29 protein-coding genes are annotated in these 19,486 nt (G+C 61.7%); 2 read left to right on the top strand and 27 right to left on the bottom strand.

What is annotated here, in order from left to right; translation table 11 throughout:
- Nucleotides 1-5 precede the first annotated feature (5 nt).
- Nucleotides 6-1,472 (bottom strand): type VII secretion protein EccB, encoded by a 1,467-nt coding sequence (gene eccB, locus A0W34_RS09385; protein WP_081557588.1) that lies wholly within the window; start codon nucleotides 1,470-1,472, stop codon nucleotides 6-8.
- 97 nt (nucleotides 1,473-1,569) lie between these two features.
- Here eccB and eccE point away from each other — a divergent pair, with 97 nt between their 5' ends.
- Nucleotides 1,570-3,210 carry a type VII secretion protein EccE gene (gene eccE, locus A0W34_RS09380; protein WP_081557587.1) on the top strand — a complete coding sequence of 547 codons (1,641 nt, stop codon included), beginning with the start codon at nucleotides 1,570-1,572 and terminating at the stop codon, nucleotides 3,208-3,210.
- Nucleotides 3,211-3,226: 16 nt separating this feature from the next.
- Here eccE and A0W34_RS09375 read toward each other — a convergent pair whose 3' ends face one another.
- Both A0W34_RS09375 and A0W34_RS09370 read right to left on the bottom strand, forming a co-directional pair.
- Nucleotides 3,227-3,784 carry an NADPH-dependent FMN reductase gene (locus A0W34_RS09375; RefSeq protein WP_003940967.1) on the bottom strand — a complete coding sequence of 186 codons (558 nt, stop codon included), beginning with the start codon at nucleotides 3,782-3,784 and terminating at the stop codon, nucleotides 3,227-3,229.
- A gap of 22 nt (nucleotides 3,785-3,806) precedes the next feature.
- Nucleotides 3,807-4,385, bottom strand: coding sequence for a TetR/AcrR family transcriptional regulator (locus A0W34_RS09370; protein ID WP_081557586.1), 579 nt, complete (start codon nucleotides 4,383-4,385; stop codon nucleotides 3,807-3,809).
- A 57-nt stretch (nucleotides 4,386-4,442) separates the two neighbouring features.
- On the opposite strand from A0W34_RS09370, the gene A0W34_RS09365 reads away from it, so the two are divergent.
- The gene (locus A0W34_RS09365; RefSeq protein ID WP_007728582.1) at nucleotides 4,443-5,585 is read left to right on the top strand and encodes an acyl-CoA dehydrogenase family protein; all 1,143 of its coding nucleotides are present in this window, start codon (nucleotides 4,443-4,445) and stop codon (nucleotides 5,583-5,585) included.
- Between the two features lie 57 nt (nucleotides 5,586-5,642).
- On the opposite strand, the gene truA is transcribed toward A0W34_RS09365, so the two are convergent.
- From truA to rplP, 24 genes are all read right to left on the bottom strand, one after another.
- On the bottom strand, nucleotides 5,643-6,527 hold the full coding sequence (truA, locus tag A0W34_RS09360) for a tRNA pseudouridine(38-40) synthase TruA (protein ID WP_064112324.1): 885 nt from the start codon (nucleotides 6,525-6,527) through the stop codon (nucleotides 5,643-5,645).
- 6 nt (nucleotides 6,528-6,533) lie between these two features.
- Nucleotides 6,534-7,091 carry a 50S ribosomal protein L17 gene (gene rplQ / locus A0W34_RS09355; protein ID WP_054188117.1) on the bottom strand — a complete coding sequence of 186 codons (558 nt, stop codon included), beginning with the start codon at nucleotides 7,089-7,091 and terminating at the stop codon, nucleotides 6,534-6,536.
- Nucleotides 7,092-7,120: 29 nt separating this feature from the next.
- The gene (locus A0W34_RS09350; RefSeq protein ID WP_003941016.1) at nucleotides 7,121-8,182 is read right to left on the bottom strand and encodes a DNA-directed RNA polymerase subunit alpha; all 1,062 of its coding nucleotides are present in this window, start codon (nucleotides 8,180-8,182) and stop codon (nucleotides 7,121-7,123) included.
- A gap of 120 nt (nucleotides 8,183-8,302) precedes the next feature.
- Nucleotides 8,303-8,908, bottom strand: coding sequence for a 30S ribosomal protein S4 (rpsD, locus tag A0W34_RS09345; protein ID WP_003940769.1), 606 nt, complete (start codon nucleotides 8,906-8,908; stop codon nucleotides 8,303-8,305).
- 22 nt (nucleotides 8,909-8,930) lie between these two features.
- Nucleotides 8,931-9,344, bottom strand: a complete 414-nt coding sequence (rpsK, locus tag A0W34_RS09340) for a 30S ribosomal protein S11 (protein WP_003940683.1) — start codon at nucleotides 9,342-9,344, stop codon at nucleotides 8,931-8,933.
- Entirely contained in the window at nucleotides 9,344-9,718 is a 375-nt protein-coding gene (rpsM, locus tag A0W34_RS09335; protein WP_003940834.1) for a 30S ribosomal protein S13, read from the bottom strand. Before rpsM ends, rpsK begins: the two co-directional genes overlap by 1 nt.
- A gap of 250 nt (nucleotides 9,719-9,968) precedes the next feature.
- Nucleotides 9,969-10,082, bottom strand: coding sequence for a 50S ribosomal protein L36 (rpmJ, locus tag A0W34_RS09330; RefSeq protein WP_003938068.1), 114 nt, complete (start codon nucleotides 10,080-10,082; stop codon nucleotides 9,969-9,971).
- Nucleotides 10,083-10,172: 90 nt separating this feature from the next.
- Nucleotides 10,173-10,394, bottom strand: a complete 222-nt coding sequence (gene infA / locus A0W34_RS09325) for a translation initiation factor IF-1 (protein ID WP_003418601.1) — start codon at nucleotides 10,392-10,394, stop codon at nucleotides 10,173-10,175.
- A gap of 314 nt (nucleotides 10,395-10,708) precedes the next feature.
- Nucleotides 10,709-11,506, bottom strand: a complete 798-nt coding sequence (gene map / locus A0W34_RS09320) for a type I methionyl aminopeptidase (RefSeq protein WP_003940806.1) — start codon at nucleotides 11,504-11,506, stop codon at nucleotides 10,709-10,711.
- Nucleotides 11,506-12,051 (bottom strand): adenylate kinase, encoded by a 546-nt coding sequence (locus A0W34_RS09315; protein ID WP_003940868.1) that lies wholly within the window; start codon nucleotides 12,049-12,051, stop codon nucleotides 11,506-11,508. The genes map and A0W34_RS09315 overlap by 1 nt, the downstream gene beginning before the upstream one ends.
- Nucleotides 12,048-13,367, bottom strand: a complete 1,320-nt coding sequence (gene secY, locus A0W34_RS09310) for a preprotein translocase subunit SecY (protein WP_003940773.1) — start codon at nucleotides 13,365-13,367, stop codon at nucleotides 12,048-12,050. The genes A0W34_RS09315 and secY overlap by 4 nt, the downstream gene beginning before the upstream one ends.
- Before the next feature lie 276 nt (nucleotides 13,368-13,643).
- Nucleotides 13,644-14,087, bottom strand: coding sequence for a 50S ribosomal protein L15 (gene rplO, locus A0W34_RS09305; RefSeq protein ID WP_003940829.1), 444 nt, complete (start codon nucleotides 14,085-14,087; stop codon nucleotides 13,644-13,646).
- A 2-nt stretch (nucleotides 14,088-14,089) separates the two neighbouring features.
- The gene (rpmD, locus tag A0W34_RS09300) at nucleotides 14,090-14,269 is read right to left on the bottom strand and encodes a 50S ribosomal protein L30 (RefSeq protein WP_003940751.1); all 180 of its coding nucleotides are present in this window, start codon (nucleotides 14,267-14,269) and stop codon (nucleotides 14,090-14,092) included.
- Nucleotides 14,269-14,940, bottom strand: coding sequence for a 30S ribosomal protein S5 (gene rpsE / locus A0W34_RS09295; RefSeq protein ID WP_003940718.1), 672 nt, complete (start codon nucleotides 14,938-14,940; stop codon nucleotides 14,269-14,271). Before rpsE ends, rpmD begins: the two co-directional genes overlap by 1 nt.
- Nucleotides 14,941-14,971: 31 nt before the next feature.
- A complete protein-coding gene (gene rplR, locus A0W34_RS09290; RefSeq protein WP_003940996.1) occupies nucleotides 14,972-15,379 on the bottom strand; it encodes a 50S ribosomal protein L18 in 408 nt (135 codons plus the stop codon).
- A 1-nt stretch (nucleotide 15,380) separates the two neighbouring features.
- The gene (gene rplF / locus A0W34_RS09285; RefSeq protein ID WP_003940970.1) at nucleotides 15,381-15,920 is read right to left on the bottom strand and encodes a 50S ribosomal protein L6; all 540 of its coding nucleotides are present in this window, start codon (nucleotides 15,918-15,920) and stop codon (nucleotides 15,381-15,383) included.
- A 14-nt stretch (nucleotides 15,921-15,934) separates the two neighbouring features.
- Nucleotides 15,935-16,333, bottom strand: a complete 399-nt coding sequence (gene rpsH, locus A0W34_RS09280) for a 30S ribosomal protein S8 (RefSeq protein ID WP_003940873.1) — start codon at nucleotides 16,331-16,333, stop codon at nucleotides 15,935-15,937.
- Nucleotides 16,334-16,784: 451 nt separating this feature from the next.
- Nucleotides 16,785-16,970 (bottom strand): type Z 30S ribosomal protein S14, encoded by a 186-nt coding sequence (locus A0W34_RS09275; RefSeq protein WP_003940698.1) that lies wholly within the window; start codon nucleotides 16,968-16,970, stop codon nucleotides 16,785-16,787.
- A gap of 4 nt (nucleotides 16,971-16,974) precedes the next feature.
- Nucleotides 16,975-17,541 (bottom strand): 50S ribosomal protein L5, encoded by a 567-nt coding sequence (gene rplE / locus A0W34_RS09270; RefSeq protein WP_003940924.1) that lies wholly within the window; start codon nucleotides 17,539-17,541, stop codon nucleotides 16,975-16,977.
- 1 nt (nucleotide 17,542) lies between these two features.
- Nucleotides 17,543-17,860, bottom strand: a complete 318-nt coding sequence (rplX, locus tag A0W34_RS09265) for a 50S ribosomal protein L24 (protein WP_003941019.1) — start codon at nucleotides 17,858-17,860, stop codon at nucleotides 17,543-17,545.
- The gene (gene rplN, locus A0W34_RS09260) at nucleotides 17,860-18,228 is read right to left on the bottom strand and encodes a 50S ribosomal protein L14 (RefSeq protein ID WP_003940951.1); all 369 of its coding nucleotides are present in this window, start codon (nucleotides 18,226-18,228) and stop codon (nucleotides 17,860-17,862) included. Before rplN ends, rplX begins: the two co-directional genes overlap by 1 nt.
- 326 nt (nucleotides 18,229-18,554) lie before the next feature.
- Nucleotides 18,555-18,836, bottom strand: coding sequence for a 30S ribosomal protein S17 (gene rpsQ, locus A0W34_RS09255; protein WP_003941020.1), 282 nt, complete (start codon nucleotides 18,834-18,836; stop codon nucleotides 18,555-18,557).
- Nucleotides 18,833-19,069: a 50S ribosomal protein L29 gene (gene rpmC, locus A0W34_RS09250; RefSeq protein ID WP_003940734.1), complete on the bottom strand. Its 237-nt coding sequence runs from the start codon at nucleotides 19,067-19,069 to the stop codon at nucleotides 18,833-18,835. The genes rpsQ and rpmC overlap by 4 nt, the downstream gene beginning before the upstream one ends.
- Complete coding sequence (gene rplP / locus A0W34_RS09245; protein ID WP_003940899.1) at nucleotides 19,069-19,485, bottom strand: 50S ribosomal protein L16; 417 nt, start codon at nucleotides 19,483-19,485, stop codon at nucleotides 19,069-19,071. The genes rpmC and rplP overlap by 1 nt, the downstream gene beginning before the upstream one ends.
- Nucleotide 19,486 lies beyond the last annotated feature (1 nt).

Raw genomic sequence — 19,486 nt, 5'->3', positions numbered from 1 at the left:
AGTGTTCAGTTCACCGGAGCGGCCGGCGCTGTATCGGGGGCGATTCCGTCGTGAGCTATCAGTGCATTGCTCTTCTCGAGCGCGGGACCTGATGCAAGTAGGTCGAGCATCTGCCAAGGCGCGCGATCAGGCGTTCGCGTCAATCCGAGCGCGCGAGCGGAGGTTTCGTCCGGTACGCCGTACTTCACACCGATATCGGCTACGTAGAACACTCCGTCGTGCCTGGTGCTGTTCGTCTCGATTCCGGTCGCTTGAACAAATCCGCCGAATCCCTGTTCGACATGGACGTTGTCGAGATTGTCACCCGATCCGTCCGCCTGCGCCAAGGACACCAACTTGCCACCCTCCGGGATCGGAACCTGCAATCCAGCGACAAGTTTCAGCGTTGCAGAACTACTTTCGCCGCCCTCGACTGCAGGTGAGGGAGCCCATTCCAGACAGCCGACAGGTGCGCCGTGATCATCGACGATCTCCGGAACCACCCGCGGCAACAAGTCGACGGCCAGCTCACTCACCGAGGGAATACGACTGATGGCATCAGGGGTGACGCTCGCGATCCCGGTGGCGCCCTGCGAATCCGAGAAGTAGATCAGTTGGGCGAGCGCCGCACCGATCTTCTGGATCCCGTTCTCGAGTACCACGTAGTACTGCGGGTCCGCACCCACCGAAACCTGGACGACGGAGCCGACAGTCTTGTTCTGCAGAGGAAACCGGGGCGCCGATCCCAGTTGGCGGATTCGCGGAGCCTCGATGCGCGGAACTTCGGGAATCGAATTGAGGAATCCGATACTGATCGGTCGCGCCTGTGCTCCTTCCAGGCCCAAAGCCCGCATGATCGCCGGATCGTCCACATCGATTTCCGCTCGCTTCCCGTCGTACACGAGAAAGTGATCGGAACCCGACTTCACCAGGAATGCACGGTCATTCGTCAGATATGTCGTGTTTTCGCCGACATTGGACGAGCCGACCAGGACCGAAGTCGTCAACGATTTTCTCCCGTCGGATCCGACGGAATCGCACACCGTCCACGCGGCGTTGGTAGGGTCGGCCGATTCCGGCAGCGCGGACGGTGCGCCGGGAATGCCGACGAGCGCGCCCCGGGGTTTCGCCTCGACCTCGGATGCCTTGACTATTGCCGGTTTTCCTGGCGAACCCAGAATCAGTCGTGCGGAGGCCAAGTTCAGCACAGGGCGAAACGTACCCTCCATGGCGACGAACATCGCGCCCGATTCCTTTGCAACGACGATCTCTGCATCGCCGATTCTGTCCTGTGGCCGAAACAGAGCGAGTACAGCGCAACCCGCCAATCCCAGTGCAGCGAGGACTATTCCGACGGTGAACGCGCGCGACTGTGATCGCATCGGATCGTGAAGCATCCGCACGTCTCGTCTGACCAGCGCATGTTCCATCCGCCTGACCAAGAATCGGTACCCGTTGACCTGCCAGCGCGTGGTAGGTGTCGCAGCCATCATTCCCCCCGTGCCTTACATCCCCTTGCGAAGACACAGTACAGTTCCGCTGGGGCGGAAATTTTCGGGTAGTTCGCAGGTCAGGTATCGGGGAGGAACCGTGGACCGATCGCGGTTGAAGCATTGGCCGTCGTCACACAGGATTTCGACGCGCGAGTTCGTGCCGGCACAGATTTTCGGAATCGGTGCGGGCGGAATCGCGATGGCCAGTGGGCTCGATTGGTTCTGGGCGCTGGCAATCGGTTGTGTGGTTGCCGGATCAATGCTGCTTCATGTGGGCGGTTGGTCGGTAATGTCCTGGATTGTCAGGTACTTTCGCTATCTGCACCGCAAGGACGTCGACCGCAGCACGATCGTCAGTTTTCACACTCCCTCCGAGCAGTCCATCGGGCTCCGAGTGGACGGATCTTCGCTCGTCGCTGTCGTCGAGATCGCTCCTCCACGCGACTACCTGACCAGGATCGGCCGTCATTCGTTCGACGCTTCCCACCTTCTGCCCACGGCAGCCCTCGCCAATTGTCTCTATCAGCACGACATCTCACTCACCGGCATCGACATCGTCAGTCACGGATACCGCGCCGCGTCGGGAACGCCGGCCACCGAAGTCTACGAACGTCTCATCGGACCACTACCAGCCACCGCCACCAGAAGTGTTTGGCTTGCACTACGTTTCGACGCGCTGGAGGGTGGTGCAGCAGTCGAACGCCGGGGCGGGGGCGAACAGGGCGCCGGCCGCGCGATAGCTGTTGCCGCCAATCGTGTCATCCGGGTGCTCGATTCAGCGGGGTGCAAGGCGCGGATCCTGACCGCACCGGAGATCGCGTCGTCCACTGCCCAGGTGACAAGAGGAGTGGCCGGCCACGAGGTCACCGAAACGTGGCGAAGTACCCCCTTGCCTGGCGTGTCCAACGTCGGATTTGGGATCGAACCCCGTTTCATCACCACTGCGACCCTGACCCGAGTGTGGGCAGTGGCAACGGCCGGGACGTCCGTGACAATTCGGTTACGACCCACCGGACGACGCGGAGAGGCGAAGGTCAGTGCGACATGTCGCTTCACCACGCGCAATCCACCTGAGAACGCACCGCTGGCCGGTTTGGTCTCGCTACGTGGGCGCCAGCGCGACGGATTGCTGACCAACTTGCCAACCGCATTGGCCGCGCTGGACGGCATCACGCCGGGCGTTCGCATGGACGGGGGCACACTCGACTCACTCGCTCTACCCCTTGCCGGGTGCGGCCAACTCATCGGCTCGGACCGAAACGGGCACGGTGTCGCGGCCAGAATTTCGGGACCGGGCGTCAACACCGTTCTTGTCGCCGGCGAACTCTATCTGGCTCAGCAGTTGATCTTTCGAGCCATCGCGACCGGCGCACTGGTACTCGTCCACACCGATCGACCGCAAGCGTGGACCGCGCTCACCGACTCGATGGGAGTGCCTGACCGACTCCGCGTGTCCGGGCAGGGCGGTGGGCCTGAGGGCGCCTTCAACACTGTCGTGTTCGACGGCGTCGAGGGGTTATCTCCGCGTGCCGGCGTGACCGCAATCTATGTGTACGGACATCCACGCCAATGGCCTCGGGTCGACCCTGAAATCTCGATAGTCCAGCCATTCGCACTCGGTGACAAGATCACGGTCGAAACCGGCCGTACACGCGTCGACCTGACTCTGGTGACCATCGCTTCCGAGACATCGTTCATCGGCCGTCCACGAGCCGGCGACGCTCACCAGATGGCGTGATCGCGTATGTCCAAGATCAGCCGGGATAGGGATCACTTGCACGTTGCATCCGCAATCCGCTTCCCCACCAATCCAATTCACGAATCATCTTCTCGCTTGCATCGATCGCAATCGAATCGACGCCGTACGGCTCGTGTCCGAATTGCTTACGCACCCGGTGGATGGTCACGCTTTGACGCACCGAGACCATGTGCAACTCCGCCACCACTTGCCTCAGTTGCTCGACGGCCCGAACACCACCTGAAATCCCGCCGTAGGACACGAATCCGATCGGCTTGGCACGCCACTCGTGTTTCACCGAATCGAATGCGGTCTTGAGGGCAGCCGGATACCCGTGGTTGTATTCGGAGGTCACGGCGACAACAGCGTCGGCGCGCCCGATTCGCCGGCGGAAAACCTCCGTGGCAGGTGAATCCGAGAAATCCTGGGGCAACGACAGCTCTCTGAGGTCGATCACCGATACGTTCCACGACGGGTTCGCGGTTGCGCGCTCGACAAACCAGTCCGCCACTGCTCGTCCCATTCGCCCCTCGCGGACCGAACCTACGATGACTTCGACGTTCAAAGGTGCCATGAACGTCGATGCTAGCGACTGATCACGCAGTGATCCCGTCCGTGATGAGTGCTGCCAGTTCCCGATAAGCGCTGGCATCGTCCAGACCAGTTGCCCGGTAGACCGCGCGTTGCTGGATCCGAACCATCGTCGCCGCAGCGGCATCGGCGACAAATGATGCGTGTACCTGCCGGAATGCGCCCGAATCGACTCCCTCGACGATGAGCGATCGCACACGATCAGCAGCGATCGACGTGTTCTTCTCGTAGACCTGGCTCGCCGACGCCGATTCGGCCAGGTCTTCCATGAACTGACTGGACGCCGCGGACAGCCGATCACCCACTGCTTCGAGATACACCGCGACTCGACGAGGCGGGGCCGTTTCGGCGGCGACTGCACTCTCCACTGCATCGGTCGCCGCCCGGAAGAAGTGCACTGTCACAGCCCGCACCAGATCCTCTTTGCCGGCCGCCACGGTGTACAAGGTGCTCTTGGAGCAGTGCAGACGAGCTGAGATCTCGTCGAGCGTGAGGTGGGCGAAACCCTCACTCAAGAACAGTTGGACCAATTGATCGAACAACTCGGCCCTGCGCGCAGTCGTCTTGTGAACCAGCCTTGCCATACCTACAACAGTACTGCAGTATCGTTCTCAGTACTATTACCTAGCTAGGAGCCGACCGTGCCCGTCGAACGCCTGATGCCCAGCCAAGAAGCTCGCGATCTCATCGAACTGACGCGTGATGTCGCGGACAAGGTACTCGCGCCCAAGGTCAACGAATACGAGAAGGCCGAGAAGTATCCAGACGGAGTGTTCCCCGCACTCGGACAGGCGGGCCTGCTGAGCCTTCCGTATCCCGAGGAGTTCGGCGGCGGCGATCAGCCGTACGAGGTGTACCTCCAAGTGCTCGAAGAGATCGCCTCACGCTGGGCAGCGGTTGCAGTGGCGGTGAGCGTGCACAGCCTGTCGTGCTTCCCGCTGTTCACCTTCGGCACCGACGAACAGAAGAACCGCTGGCTACCGGACATGCTGGGCGGCAACACCATCGGCGCGTACAGCCTTTCCGAAGCGCAGGCCGGATCCGACGCCGCCGCGTTGTCGTGCAAGGCGACGCCCACCGACGGTGGCTACCGCGTCAACGGTTCGAAAGCCTGGATCACCAACGGCGGCAAGGCGGACTTCTACAACCTCTTCGCACGCACCAGTGACGACGGTTCACGCGGCGTCTCCTGCCTCCTGGTGGACAAGGACACCGAAGGCCTCAGCTTCGGAAAACCCGAAGAGAAGATGGGGCTACGCGCGGTCCCCACTGCCTCCGCGAATTACGACGACGCCTTCATTCCTGAGGAGCGATTGATCGGTCAGCGCGGCCAGGGGCTGCCGATCGCCTTCAGCGCTCTCGACTCCGGCCGACTCGGAATCGCTGCCGTTGCCGTCGGAATCGCTCAAGGCGCGCTCGACGACGCGGTCGCTTACGCGAAGGAGCGCAAGGCATTCGGCAAGCGGATCATCGATCACCAGGGACTCGGTTTCGTGCTCGCGGACATGGCTGCCGCAGTCGACTCCGCGCGAGCCACCTACCTCGATGCAGCCCGCCGCCGCGACGCCGGAGTTCCGTATTCACGCAACGCGAGCGTCGCCAAGCTCGTGGCCACCGACGCGGCAATGAAGGTCACCACCGACGCCGTTCAGGTATTCGGCGGGTACGGATACACCCAGGACTTCCCCGTCGAGCGCTACATGCGCGAGGCCAAGATCACGCAGATCTTCGAGGGCACCAACCAGATTCAGCGATTGGTCATCGCGCGCCAACTGGCGGGATAGCCCCCCGATACGAATGCCCTCCCACACAGAGTGGGAGGGCATTTTGCATGGTGATGTTCAGTCGCCGCAGCATCCACCCGAAGACGGAATCTCGCGGGTCTCACGGGTAATCGCGTTGCGGGCAGCCAGTTCCGAGTAGTCGGGGTAGTCCACGCGGACCAACGAAAGTCCGTGCGCCGGCGCAACGAGGATGGAACTGGATCGCGACGTTTCGTCGAGCAAACCTGCCACCCAGGCGGCCGTGCGCCGTCCCTCACCGACGGAGAGGACTGCGCCGACGAGACTGCGAACCATCGACCAGCAGAATGCGTCAGCATTCACGTACGCCGTGAACACCGTGCCCACTTGGGTCCAGTCGAAACGCTGCAGCTCCCGCACCGTCGTAGCGCCTTCTCGACGCTTGCAGAATGCCGCGAAGTTGTGCAGACCCAGCAGCCGATTCGACGCTTCCTGCATCGCTCCGAGATCGAGTGGTTTGGGATACGAGACGGTGTCGCGTGCGCGTAGTGGTTCCACTCCGAACGCCGCGTTGGTCACCCGGTACTCGTAATAGCGTCGCATCGCGGAGAAGCGCGCATCGAAGTCACCCGGAACCACCGATATCTGTTTGACCCGAACGTCCTTGGGCAGAAATCGTGCAAGTCTGCGCACGAGTCGCGACGGATCGTCCGGGAGCAACTCTCCCGGAACGTCGACGTGCGCTACCTGACCGGTGGCGTGGACACCGGCGTCGGTTCGACCGGCAACGGTCAACTGAACCGGGTGTCGAAGCACCGTTCCCAACTTGTCTTCGATCTCACCGCACACGGTGCGCAGATCGGTCTGGCGGGCCCAACCCGAGAAGTCGGTGCCGTCGTAGGAGATGTCGAGCCGCAATCGAACGAGCCCGCCGTCCCCGATGGGGGCGGCGGGCTCGTTCGATTCAGCGTGTGCCGAAACCAAGGGAGATTAGTCCTTCTTGGCCTCTTCGGCCTCGGGAGCGTCGGCCGCAGTTGCGGTCTCGTTCTCGATGGCCTCGACGACTGCGTCAGCGTTCTCGACCTCAGCGTCGGTCGCGTCGGCCTCTACGGCCTCGACGACGTTCTCTGCGGCGGGAGCTTCCTGCGAGGACTTGACGCGACGAGCGCGGTCAGCCTCGGAGGTGACGGTCTTTTCCTTGACGAGCTCGATGATTGCCATCGGAGCGTTATCACCCTTGCGGGGGATCGTCTTGATGATGCGGGTGTATCCACCGTTACGGTCCGCGTAGAACGGGCCGATCTCGGCGAACAGGGTGTGAACGACATCCTTGTTGCGGATGACCTTCAGCACCTCACGACGGTGAGCCAGCGTGCCGGCCTTCGCGTGCGTGACGAGCTTCTCGGCGTAGGGGCGCAGTGCCTTGGCCTTGGACTCGGTGGTGGTGATGCGACCGTGCTCGAAGAGCGCGGTAGCCAGATTGGCGAAAATCGCCTTCTGGTGGGAAGCCGACCCGCCGAAGCGGGCACCCTTCTTGGGCTTGGGCATGATGATCTCCTAGTAAAGGACCTGAGCTGCTACAGCTGTTCGGTCTCGGCGTAGTCCTCGGTACCTTCGGCATCGCCGAAGGAACCGGCATCAGTGTCACTCCACGTTCCGGTGGCGGCGTCGTAGCCGGCAACGGTGGTGGGATCGAAGGATGCGGGGCTGTCCTTGAGGGACAGGCCGAGCGAATGCAGCTTGACCTTGACCTCGTCGATGGACTTCTGTCCGAAGTTGCGGATGTCGAGCAGATCGGACTCGGTACGGCCGACAAGCTCACCGACGGTGTGAACACCTTCGCGCTTGAGGCAGTTGTAGGAGCGGACCGTGAGGTCCAGATCCTCGATGGGGAGTCCGAAGGAAGCGATGTGATCGGCCTCGGCAGGCGAGGGTCCGATCTCGATTCCTTCTGCTTCGACGTTCAGCTCACGGGCCAGGCCGAAGAGCTCAACCAGGGTCTTGCCCGCCGAAGCGAGCGCGTCCCGTGCGGTGATGGAGTTCTTCGTTTCCACGTCGAGAACGAGCCGATCGAAGTCGGTGCGCTGTTCGACGCGAGTGGCCTCCACCTTGTAGGTGACCTTGAGCACCGGCGAGTAGATCGAGTCGACCGGGATACGGCCGATCTCTGCGCCGGACGCCTTGTTCTGAACGGCGGGGACATAGCCACGACCGCGCTCGACTACGAGCTCGATCTCCAGCTTTCCCTTGTCGTTCAGGGTGGCGATGTGCAGATCAGGGTTGTTCACGGTGACGCCTGCCGGGGGCACGATGTCGCCCGCAGTAACAGCGCCGGGGCCCTGCTTGCGGACGTACATGGTGACCGGCTCGTCCTCTTCGGAGTTCACGACGAGGCCCTTGAGGTTCAGGATGATGTCGGTGACATCTTCCTTCACGCCCGGGACGGTGGTGAACTCGTGGAGAACGCCGTCGATACGGATGCTGGTGACAGCAGCGCCGGGGATCGACGAGAGCAGCGTGCGGCGCAGCGAATTGCCGAGCGTGTACCCGAAACCTGGCTCCAGGGGCTCGATGACGAACTTCGAGCGGTTATCAGCGATGACCTCTTCGGTCAGCGTGGGTCGCTGAGAAATGAGCATTGGTATTTCCTCCTGTACGGACGTCCACTATTTGACGCCCACGATGGGAAAGGGCCTGCGGCCCTGTGAGTGGTTGAGGAGTCCGGAGACTCCTCAACCACTCACGGGGTGCGAAGCGCCTTACTTCGAGTAGTACTCGACGATGAGCTGTTCCTGCAGAGCGATGTCGATCTGCGCGCGCTCGGGAAGCTGGTGAACCAGGATCCGCAGACGCGAGCCGACAACCTGCAGCCACCCGGGAACCGGGCGATCGCCGACGGTCTCACGCGCAACCTGGAACGGAAGCGTGGAGAGCGACTTCTCCTTGACATCGATGATGTCGTACTGCGAGACGCGGTAGCTCGGGATGTCGACCTTCTTGTTGTTCACGAGAAGGTGACCGTGCGTGACCAGCTGACGTGCCTGACGGCGCGTGCGAGCGAGGCCTGCGCGGTATACGACGTTGTCGAGACGCGACTCGAGGATGCGAAGCAGGTTCTCGCCGGTCTTGCCGGGGCGGTTGTTCGCCTCCTTGTAGTACAGGCGGAACTGCTTCTCCATGACGCCGTAGGTGAAGCGAGCCTTCTGCTTCTCCTGCAGCTGGAGCAGGTACTCGCTCTCCTTGATACGCGCGCGGCCGTGCTGTCCGGGCGGGTACGGGCGACGCTCGAATGCCTGGTCGCCTCCAACGAGGTCGACGCGCAGACGACGCGACTTGCGGGTGATGGGTCCGGTATAACGTGCCATTTTCTTCTACCTATCCTTCCCGCTATACCCGACGCCGCTTGGGCGGACGGCAGCCGTTGTGCGGCTGGGGGGTTACATCGGAAATGGTGCCGACCTCGAGGCCAGCGGCCTGGAGGGAACGGATTGCGGTCTCGCGACCGGATCCCGGTCCCTTGACGAAGACGTCAACCTTCTTGACACCGTGCTCCTGCGCCTTACGGGCAGCGCTCTCAGCAGCAAGCTGAGCGGCGAAGGGAGTCGACTTACGCGAACCCTTGAAGCCGACGTGTCCCGAAGACGCCCAGGAAATGACATTTCCGGCGGGGTCCGTGATGGACACGATGGTGTTGTTGAAGGTGCTCTTGATGTGAGCGGCGCCGTGCGGGATGTTCTTCTTATCCCTGCGACGCGTCTTCTGGGTCTTCTTCGGACCGGTGCTACGTGACTTCGGGGGCATTACTTCGCCTTCTTCTTGCCGGCAATGGTGCGCTTCGGACCCTTACGGGTACGGGCGTTGGTCTTGGTGCGCTGACCACGCACGGGCAGACCACGACGGTGGCGCAGGCCCTGGTAGCAGCCGATCTCGATCTTGCGACGGATGTCGGCCTGAACCTCGCGGCGAAGGTCACCCTCGACCTTGAGCGACTCCTCGATGTACTCGCGGAGCTTTGCCAGGTCCTCGTCCGAGAGGTCCTTGCTCCGGAGATCCGGGCTGACGCCGGTGGCGTCAAGGATTTCCTTGGAGCGGGTACGGCCGATGCCGTAGATGTATGTCAGTGCGATCTCCATGCGCTTTTCGCGAGGAAGATCAACACCAGAGAGACGTGCCATGTTGGCATTTCCTTATCGGTGTGCGGAGGTCTGCTCCCAGCCCTTCCCCTGTGCCTCTTGCCGAGTACCGACGCCCGAAGGCGCAGATGATCTCATCAACTAACTCAGTGGGGCCCCGGCCTCCGTGCCGGGGGTGAACCATTGTCCGACCTTGGCGATCGGTGAACGATCGCGTGGGGTCTCGTCAACAATGGCTGGTACTGGGAGGTCTTCTTTGCTTGTTGCCAAGCAGATCTTCGAAAAGCTAGATCTAGCCCTGACGCTGCTTGTGACGCAGGTTCTCGCAGATCACCATGACTCGACCGTTACGGCGAATCACTTTGCACTTCTCGCAGATCTTCTTGACGCTCGGCTGAACCTTCACGTCTTCTGATCTCCTGTTTTGTCGCAGCCCGCCGCGATGAACCGCGGCAGACATACTTCTCCCTGACCCAGGTCAGGTCCGGGAAGTTCGTTACTTGTAGCGGTAAACGATGCGTCCGCGCGACAAATCGTAGGGCGAGAGCTCTACGACAACGCGATCTTCCGGGAGGATGCGAATGTAGTGCTGACGCATCTTTCCGCTGATGTGGGCGAGGACCTTGTGGCCATTCTCGAGCTCAATGCGGAACATCGCATTGGGCAGCGGCTCGACTACTCGTCCTTCGACCTCGATGGCCCCGTCTTTCTTAGCCATATCCTCCGCGATCCGTTTGGTTTGGCATGCTTCGTGCATCGGCTTCCGTTACATTGGCACGCAATGGAAAAGATCGTCGGCAGTTCGAAAGCCCGATCCCGGAGTGATCCGAGCGTAGGCACACGAACTATCGACGCGCATAGCGCACCGCCTAGCCATGTTACGCGATGTAAACGACCAGGCCAAATGCGCCTCCGGTCAGGGTGACGACGCACACCGCTCCCCCATCGAAAAAGTCCCAGCCTCGAAATGAGGCTGGGACTTCTCGAACATGAAACATGCTCGCTGCCAACACTTGTCAGCGACTGTGTCGACTACTCCGGCCGGAGTGTCAGAATCCGCGGACCGTCTTCGGTCACTGCGACAGTGTGTTCCCAGTGCGCCGCACGGGACCCGTCGGTCGTCACAACGGTCCAGTCGTCGTCGAGAATCACCGTGTCGGTGGTGCCGAGCGTGAGCATCGGCTCAATCGCCAGGCACGATCCGACAACCAGTTCAGGACCCTTACCCGGGGCACCTTCATTGGCGAGGAACGGATCCATGTGCATTTCCCGGCCGATTCCGTGTCCGCCGTATCCGTCGACGATGCCGTAGGAACGACCGTGCAACTTCTCGGCGGCATGAGTACCGACCTCGATCGCGTGCGAAACATCCGTCAGACGGTTGCCGGCGATCATTGCCGCGATCCCGGCTTCCATAGAAAGCCGAGTGGCTTCGCTGAGCTCCTGATCGGCGACGCTGATCTCACCGACACCGAACGTCCAAGCGGAGTCACCGTGCCATCCGTCGAGGATCGCGCCACAGTCGATGGAAACCAGGTCGCCTTCAGCCAGGATGTCCTGAGCTGAAGGGATTCCGTGAACGACGCGATCGTTGACCGAAGAGCAGATCGAGCCGGTGAAGCCGTGGTACCCGAGGAACGAGGGCACGGCGCCGGCGTCACGAATGACGGATTCAGCGACCGCGTTCAATTCCAAAGTGCTGACACCGGGCTTCGCCGCAGCGCGAACCGCCACCAGAGCCGAACCCACGATCGCGCCGGCAGCAGCCATCGCGTCGAGTTCGCCCGCGGAGCGGAACGGAACAACCTTGCGTTTGCGCCCGAAGACCATTACTTACCCAACGCTGCCAGTGCGCGAGCGTTGACCTCTTCGACCTCGCCGATCGCGTCGACGGAGACGATGCTGTCCTTGTAGTAATCGAACAGCGGTGACGTCTCGTCGCGGTAGACCCGGAGTCGGTTGCGAATGACGTCCTCGGTGTCGTCTGCACGACCGCGGGCGAGCATACGCTCGACCACGATGTCCTCGTCGACGACGAAGGAGAGGACACCGTCGAGCTTGGTGTCGAGATCCTTCAAGATTCCCTCGAGTGCCTGAGCCTGTTCGACCGAGCGCGGAAATCCGTCGAGAAGGAAACCGTTTGCTGCGTCCGGTTCTGCGACGCGAGCCTTCACCATGTCGTTGGTGATCGAGCTCGGTACGAGTTCGCCGGCGTCGATGTACTTCTTTGCTTCCACACCGAGAGCGGTGGCCTGACCGATGTTCGCGCGGAAGAGATCACCCGTGGAGATATGGGGAACGCCGAACTTCTCGGACAAGATAGCGGCCTGGGTGCCCTTGCCGGCACCGGGAGGACCAAGGAGGACAAGTCTCACTTGAGGAACCCTTCATAGTTACGCTGCATTAGCTGACTCTCGATCTGCTTCACGGTGTCCAGGCCGACGCTGACCATGATCAGCACCGCGGTGCCACCGAACGGCAGGTTCTGCGCGCCGCCGCCATTCCCGATGTCGAGGAACAGGTTGGGCAGAACAGCAATGGTGCCGAGGTAAATCGCACCCGGAAGGGTGATGCGACTCAGCACGTAGTTGAGGTAGTCCGCGGTCGGCTGACCGGGTCGGATACCGGGGATGAAGCCGCCGAACTTCTTCATCTCGTCGGCGCGCTCTTCAGGATTGAAGGTGATGGCGACGTAGAAGTACGTGAAGAAGACGATCAGGCCAAAGTAGATCGCGATGTACACCGGGTTGGCCGGATTCACCAGGTAGGTGTTGATGAGGCGCTGCCACCAACTGGGGTCGACCGCTGTACTGGCCGAAGTCAGCTGTGCAATCAAGTTCGGGAGGTACAGCAGTGAAGACGCGAAGATCACCGGGATGACGCCGGCCTGGTTCACCTTCAGAGGCAGGTACGTCGAGGATCCGCCGTACATCTTGCGTCCGACCATCCGCTTCGCGTACTGCACCGGGATACGACGCTGACCCTGCTCGACGAAGACGACACCGGCGATGATCAGCAGCGCTGCGAGGCAGACGAAGGCGAAGACCAGCGGACCACGGCTGTCGAGGATTGCCTTGCCCTCGCTCGGGATACGCGATGCGATACCGGCGAAGATGAGGAGGGACATACCGTTGCCGACGCCGCGTTCGGTGATGACCTCGCCGAACCACATGACCATGGCAGCACCGGCAGTCATGACCAGCACGATGATGACAAGTCCGAAGATCGACTTGTCGGCGATGATGTCGTCACAGCCCTGGAGCAACTGTCCGCGTGCCGCAAGAGCGACGATGCCGGTCGACTGCAGGATTGCCAGAGCAATGGACAGGTAACGCGTGTACTGCGTCATCTTGGCCTGGCCGGACTGGCCTTCTTTCCGAAGTTCCTCGAACTTCGGAATCACCACGGTCAGGAGCTGCACGATGATGCTCGCCGTGATGTACGGCATGATGCCGATCGCAAAGATCGACATCTGCAGCAGAGCGCCGCCGGAGAACAGGTTGATCAGCGAGTAGATACCTGCTGAGTCACCGGAGTTGGCGATATCGATGCACTGACGCACACGGCCGTAGTCGACACCTGGGGACGGGATGAGAGCGCCGACCCGATACAGAGCCACCAAGCCGAGGGTGAAGAGGATCTTCCGCCTCAGGTCTGGGGTCCTGAGGGCCGAGACGAAGGCGGAAAGCAAAGATCCTCCTGGCACGACGGTAGGGAGACAGATCGTTTTGACCTGTCGAACTTTTGAACTCTAACAGTGAGCATTTGGGAACTAGGCGGGCAGACCACGAAAACCGGGTAAGCCGAAGATACATTTGCCACTCGGTGACCAGAATACTGGCCCGTCCGAGCATGCACGACCAATCTGTGACACGACCTCGTACCTGTGACACGACCTCGTAGACGCCGATGGCCGCACCGCAGCAAACGCTGCGCTGCGGCCATCGGACTAGCTACGCGTGATCACTCACAGCTCGGTGGCGGAACCACCGGCAGCAGCAATCTTTTCCTTGGCGGAACCGGTGAACTTGTCGACGGTCACCTGAACGGCAACTGTCAGTTCGCCGTCGCCCAGAACCTTGACGAGCTGGTTCTTGCGGACTGCGCCCTTGGCGACGAGATCCTCGACCGTGATTGCTCCACCTTCGGGGAACAGACGGGCGATGTCGCCGACATTGACGACCTGGTACTCGACGCGGAACGGGTTCGTGAAGCCCTTGAGCTTGGGCAGACGCATGTGAAGCGGCATCTGTCCACCCTCGAAGCCCACGCGCACGGTGTTACGTGCCTTGGTGCCCTTGGTACCGCGACCTGCGGTCTTACCACGCTTGCCGCCCTCACCGCGTCCAACACGAATCTTGTTGGACTTGGATCCCGGAGCGGGGCGCAGGTGGTGCAGTTTGATGGTCATGGTTAGACCTCCTCAACTGTTACGAGGTGGCGCACCACGTTGATCAGACCGCGGTTCTGTGCGTTGTCCTCACGAACAACGGTCTGACGGATGCCCTTGAGACCCAGCGTGCGCAGAGAATCCTTCTGGTTCTGCTTGGTCCCGATGATGCTCTTGATCTGAGTGACCTTGAGATCTGCCATTACTTCACACTCCCAGCAGCCTGTGCGCGAGCGCGAAGCATGCCGGCGGGTGCAACCTCTTCGAGGGTGAGGCCGCGGCGAGCCGCAACTTCCTCGGGACGCTGCAGACCCTTGAGCGCAGCAACGGTCGCATGCACGACGTTGATGGCGTTGTCGCTACCGAGCGACTTCGACAGGATGTCCGCGATACCAGCGCACTCCAGCACGGCGCGCACAGCGCCACCGGCGATAACACCGGTACCGGGGCTTGCCGGGCGAAGCATGACGATGCCGGCAGCAGCCTCACCCTGAACGGGGTGAGTGATGGTGTTGGCGATCATCGGGACGCGGAAGAAGCTCTTGCGAGCCTCCTCGACACCCTTCTGGATGGCCGCGGGAACTTCCTTGGCCTTTCCGTAGCCGACGCCGACCAGTCCGTTGCCGTCTCCGACGATCACCAGAGCGGTGAAGCTGAAGCGACGACCACCCTTGACGACCTTGGAAACGCGGTTGATCGTGACAACGCGCTCGATGAACTGTGACTTCTCCGCAGCGTTCCCGCCACGGCCACCGTCGCGACGGTCACGGCCGCCACCACGGTTGTCCCCACGAGCGTTGCTGTTGTCACCGCTGTTGGGGCCATTCTGTCCGGCGGGTCCGCTTCCGCCGTCACGCCTTTGACGTCCCGGCATCAGGCTGTCCTTCCGTTGAAAATGTTGGTCATCAGAACTTCAACCCGCCTTCGCGAGCCGCGTCTGCCAGGGCCGCGATGCGACCGTGGTAGCCGTGTCCGCCGTGGTCGAAGACAACTGCTTCCACGCCGGCAGCCTTGGCGCGCTCGGCGATCAGCTGACCGACCTTCGCGCTCGCAGCCTTCTTGTCGCCTTCTGCCACGCGCACGTCTGCTTCGATGGTCGACGCGGAGGCCAGGGTGTGGCCGGCCAGGTCGTCCACGAGCTGGACGTGGATGTGGCGCGAGGACCGGTTGACGACCAAGCGGGGACGCTCGGGCGTGCCGGAGACCTTCTTGCGGAGACGGAAGTGACGACGCGTCTTCGAGAGACGACGCTTGGTGGACGCATCCTTGCCCAGCGGAATCCGCTTGGCTTTCTGGTTTGCAGTCTGGCTCATATCACTTACCCGTCTTTCCGACCTTGCGGCGGATCTGCTCACCCTCGTAACGCACGCCCTTACCCTTGTACGGGTCCGGACGACGGAGACGACGGATGTTGGCCGAGATCTGCCCGACCTTCTGCTTGTCGATGCCGGACACCGAGAACCGGGTGGGCGACTCGACGACGAAGGTGATGCCTTCAGGAGCCTCGATCGGCACCGGGTGGCTGAAGCCGAGCGCGAACTCGAGGTCCTTGCCCTTCAGTGCCACACGGTAACCAACACCGTGGATCTCCATCTTCTTCGTGTAACCCTCGGTGACACCGGTGATGATGTTCGCAACCAGGGTCCGCGACAGACCGTGCAGCGCGCGGCTACGACGCTCGTCGTCGGGGCGCGTGACGCTCAGCGAGCCGTCCTCTGCCTTTTCGATTGCGATGGGCTCGGAGATGGTCAGCGCGAGGGTGCCCTTGGGACCCTTGACGGTGACATCCTGGCCGCTGATCGTGACGTCAACGCCCGCGGGGACGGTGACCGGAATCTTTCCAATACGCGACATTGTGGTGGCCTCCCTTACCAGACGTAGGCGAGGACTTCCCCGCCTACTCCTTGATTGGCCGCCTGGCGATCGGTGAGCAGACCGGACGACGTGGAGATGATGGCCACGCCGAGGCCTCCGAGGACCTTGGGCAGGTTGGTGGACTTCGCGTAAACCCGGAGACCGGGCTTGGAAACGCGACGCACGCCGGCGAGGCTACGCTCGCGGCTGGGACCGTACTTCAGATCGACGATGAGGGTCTTGCCGACCTCTGCGTCTTCGGTACGGAAATCGGAGATGTAGCCCTCGCGCTTGAGGATCTCGGCGATGTTCGCCTTGATCTTCGAGTGGGGAAGCTTCACCTCATCGTGGTACGCCGTGTTGGCGTTGCGCAGACGCGTCAAGAAGTCTGCGATGGGGTCAGTCATGGTCATAGGTCGACCTCGACACCTTTCTCGCTGTGGTTCCCATGCAACACCGGACGAATCCGATCGTGGGCCTCCAGCAATTCGGCTGGGCCGTCCGACTTGTGTCAGACGGCGTAAGTTACCGCACCGAGCTGAACGCATGCGTCAGCCACGGCAACCGCTCTAGTGTAGGGAACTTTGGCGCAAGTGTCCACCGGGATCCCATGTCGCCTCCCCCACTGCCGCCCGAAGGATGCGATCGGGAAGCTATCGACGCACCCCGAAATCTGAACTGCTCGTTCGGCACCGAAGAACGACACCGACGAACGATGATCGCTTTCAACCAGAGTCGCAGCGGGGCAGTTCTTTTCAGGATCGGCACGATTCACATCTCGATGAAAACCACGAATGGGCGTGGGTTCCAAAGGAACCCACGCCCATTCACATGCGTGGTGTGACGAAGCCCGAGGGCCTCAGATCACCAAGAGCTCTTGCGAACTCCGGGAAGCTCGCCGGCGTGAGCCATCTCGCGAACGCAGATACGGCACAAGCCGAACTTGCGGAACACCGAGTGCGGGCGACCGCACCGCTGGCAGCGGGTGTAGGCGCGAACCGCGAACTTGGGCTTCTTGTTGGCCTTGTTGACCAATGCCTTCTTAGCCATGCGCTCAGTTCTCCTTGAACGGGAAGCCGAGGTGCTTGAGCAGTGCACGGCCTTCTTCGTTGTTGGTTGCGGTGGTCACGACGGTGATGTCCATGCCGCGGGGGCGATCGATCTTGTCCACGTCGATCTCGTGGAACATCGACTGCTCGTTGAGGCCGAACGTGTAGTTGCCGTTGCCGTCGAACTGGTTGCCCGAGAGACCGCGGAAGTCGCGGATACGGGGCAGAGCGACAGACACGAGGCGGTCCAGGAACTCCCACATGCGGTCACCACGGAGGGTGACGCGTGCACCGATGGGCATACCTTCGCGGAGCTTGAACTGCGCGATGGACTTACGTGCCTTGCGGATCTCGGGCTTCTGGCCCGTGATCAGCGACAGGTCATGGACAGCGCCGTTGATCAGCTTGGCGTCACGGGCGGCGTCGCCGACGCCCATGTTGACGACAACCTTGACGACGCCGGGGATCTGCATGACGTTCGAGTAGTCGAACTCGCTGTTGAGCGCGTCCTTGATCTCAGCGCGGTAGCGTGCCTTGAGGCGCGGCTGGACCTTGTTTTCGGTGGAGGTCATGTCAGATGTCCTTCCCGTTCTTCCGGGAAATCCGAACGCGCTTGCCGGACTCTTCGTCGGTGCGGTAGCCCACGCGGGTGGGGTTTCCGTCCGAGTCGACAACTGCAACGTTGGAAACGTGGATCGGGGCTTCCTGCGTAACGATGCCGCCGGAGGATGCTCCGCGCTCGTTCGCGGAAACCGCGGTGTGCTTCTTGATTCGGTTCACGCCTTCGACGAGGACCTTGTCGGTCGCGGGGTAGGCCTGAATGACCTTGCCCTTCGCGCCCTTGTCCTTGCCGGCGATGACCAGAACGGTGTCACCCTTGTGCACCTTCATCACAGCACCTCCGGGGCAAGCGAAACGATCTTCATGAACTTCTTCTCGCGCAGCTCACGGCCGACGGGTCCGAAGATGCGGGTTCCACGGGGATCACTGTCAGCCTTGATGAGCACTGCAGCGTTCTCGTCGAACTTGATGTAGGAACCGTCCGGACGACGGCGCTCCTTGGTCGTGCGAACGATGACGGCCTTGACGACCTCACCCTTCTTGATGTTTCCACCGGGGATTGCGTCCTTGACGGTGGCGACGATGACGTCACCGATCCCGGCGTAGCGACGTGACGAACCGCCGAGAACGCGGATGCAAAGGATTTCCTTGGCACCCGTGTTATCAGCGACGCGAACTCGCGACTCCTGCTGAATCACTTGATCTCCCTAGACCTGGAATTTCGTGCGCAACGGATTACCGACCCGGTGCGCGCGGTCATTGTTGCCACCTGCGTCGTGTCTGAGCTGCAGTCCCACCGACTGACGTCGGGAGACGATCACTGCAAGCACCGTTCGAGCTGCGCACGTGAGGACACACCTCTGCCACAGGCAACCGTTCTATTGTAGGGAAGGGTTCACCGAATACCAAATCAGCCGTACTCGACGCAACTCGAACCCTTCGCCCGGAAAGCCGAATGGCCCACTCCCCCAAGGGGAAGCGGGCCATTCGGTGATACTCGATCAGCTCGAGGATTCGATCAGGCTTACTTGGCCTTTTCGAGGACCTCGACCAGACGCCAGTGCTTCGTCGCGGACAGCGGACGGGTTTCCATCAGCTGAACGCGGTCGCCGACGCCGGCAACGCCGTTCTCGTCGTGCGCCTTCACCTTGGTCGTACGGCGGATGATCTTGCCGTAGAGCTTGTGCTTGACGCGGTCTTCGAGCTCGACCACGATCGTCTTTTCCATCTTGTCGGACACGACGTATCCGACACGGACCTTACGGCTCGCGCGCTCTTCTGTGCTCACTGCTTTTTCCTCACTCATGCCGCGTCACCTGCATCCGGACCCACAGCGAGTCCGAGCTCACGCTCACGCAGGACGGTGTAGATGCGCGCGATCTCGTGACGAACGGTGCGCAGTCGTCGGTTGTTGTCCATCTGGCCGGTAGCCATCTGGAAACGAAGGTTGAAAAGCTCTTCCTTCGACTCACGGAGCCGGGTGACCAGCTCGTCTTCACTGAGCTCGCGGAGCTCTGCTGCTGGGGTTCCAGTAGCCATCAGAACTGCTCCTCTCTGGTCACGATCCGGCACTTGCACGGGAGCTTGTGCATCGCGCGGCGCAGGGCCTCACGAGCAATCTCCTCGTTGGGGTATGTCATCTCGAACAGAACGCGTCCGGGCTTGACGTTGGCAATCCACCACTCGGGCGAACCCTTACCGGAACCCATTCGGGTTTCGGCCGGCTTCTTCGTGAGGGGGCGATCCGGGAAGATGTTGATCCAGATCTTGCCGCCACGCTTGATGTGCCGAGTCATGGCGATACGAGCGGACTCGATCTGCCGGTTGGTGATGTAGGCAGGCTCGAGAGCCTGGATGCCGTAGTCACCGAAGGTCACCTGGGTACCGCCCTTGGCGGCACCCGAACGGCTCGGGTGGTGCTGCTTGCGGTGCTTGACCCGCCGTGGGATCAACATG

The sequence above is a fragment of the Rhodococcus sp. BH4 genome, assembly GCF_002079265.1.
Lineage (GTDB): Bacteria > Actinomycetota > Actinomycetes > Mycobacteriales > Mycobacteriaceae > Rhodococcus_F > Rhodococcus_F qingshengii.
Note: the sequence above shows the minus strand (reverse complement) of the source record. Positions and strands in the feature narration are given on the sequence as shown.

Coding starts and splice junctions, on each gene's coding strand:
- eccB (WP_081557588.1), bottom strand. CDS start 1,472: ATGATGGCTGCGACACCTACCACGCGCTGGCAGGTCAACGGGTACCGA.
- A0W34_RS09375 (WP_003940967.1), bottom strand. CDS start 3,784: ATGGCACCTTTGAACGTCGAAGTCATCGTAGGTTCGGTCCGCGAGGGG.
- A0W34_RS09370 (WP_081557586.1), bottom strand. CDS start 4,385: ATGGCAAGGCTGGTTCACAAGACGACTGCGCGCAGGGCCGAGTTGTTC.
- rplQ (WP_054188117.1), bottom strand. CDS start 7,091: ATGCCCAAGCCCAAGAAGGGTGCCCGCTTCGGCGGGTCGGCTTCCCAC.
- A0W34_RS09350 (WP_003941016.1), bottom strand. CDS start 8,182: ATGCTCATTTCTCAGCGACCCACGCTGACCGAAGAGGTCATCGCTGAT.
- rpsD (WP_003940769.1), bottom strand. CDS start 8,908: ATGGCACGTTATACCGGACCCATCACCCGCAAGTCGCGTCGTCTGCGC.
- rpsK (WP_003940683.1), bottom strand. CDS start 9,344: ATGCCCCCGAAGTCACGTAGCACCGGTCCGAAGAAGACCCAGAAGACG.
- rpsM (WP_003940834.1), bottom strand. CDS start 9,718: ATGGCACGTCTCTCTGGTGTTGATCTTCCTCGCGAAAAGCGCATGGAG.
- infA (WP_003418601.1), bottom strand. CDS start 10,394: ATGGCTAAGAAAGACGGGGCCATCGAGGTCGAAGGACGAGTAGTCGAG.
- map (WP_003940806.1), bottom strand. CDS start 11,506: ATGGTCTTCGGGCGCAAACGCAAGGTTGTTCCGTTCCGCTCCGCGGGC.
- rplO (WP_003940829.1), bottom strand. CDS start 14,087: ATGACCATCAAACTGCACCACCTGCGCCCCGCTCCGGGATCCAAGTCC.
- rpmD (WP_003940751.1), bottom strand. CDS start 14,269: ATGGCAGATCTCAAGGTCACTCAGATCAAGAGCATCATCGGGACCAAG.
- rpsE (WP_003940718.1), bottom strand. CDS start 14,940: ATGCCGGGACGTCAAAGGCGTGACGGCGGAAGCGGACCCGCCGGACAG.
- rplR (WP_003940996.1), bottom strand. CDS start 15,379: ATGAGCCAGACTGCAAACCAGAAAGCCAAGCGGATTCCGCTGGGCAAG.
- rplF (WP_003940970.1), bottom strand. CDS start 15,920: ATGTCGCGTATTGGAAAGATTCCGGTCACCGTCCCCGCGGGCGTTGAC.
- rpsH (WP_003940873.1), bottom strand. CDS start 16,333: ATGACCATGACTGACCCCATCGCAGACTTCTTGACGCGTCTGCGCAAC.
- A0W34_RS09275 (WP_003940698.1), bottom strand. CDS start 16,970: ATGGCTAAGAAGGCATTGGTCAACAAGGCCAACAAGAAGCCCAAGTTC.
- rplE (WP_003940924.1), bottom strand. CDS start 17,541: ATGACCTCCACCGAAAACAAGGTCCAGCCGCGCCTCAAGGCACGCTAC.
- rplX (WP_003941019.1), bottom strand. CDS start 17,860: ATGAAGGTGCACAAGGGTGACACCGTTCTGGTCATCGCCGGCAAGGAC.
- rpsQ (WP_003941020.1), bottom strand. CDS start 18,836: ATGAGTGAGGAAAAAGCAGTGAGCACAGAAGAGCGCGCGAGCCGTAAG.
- rpmC (WP_003940734.1), bottom strand. CDS start 19,069: ATGGCTACTGGAACCCCAGCAGCAGAGCTCCGCGAGCTCAGTGAAGAC.
- rplP (WP_003940899.1), bottom strand. CDS start 19,485: ATGTTGATCCCACGGCGGGTCAAGCACCGCAAGCAGCACCACCCGAGC.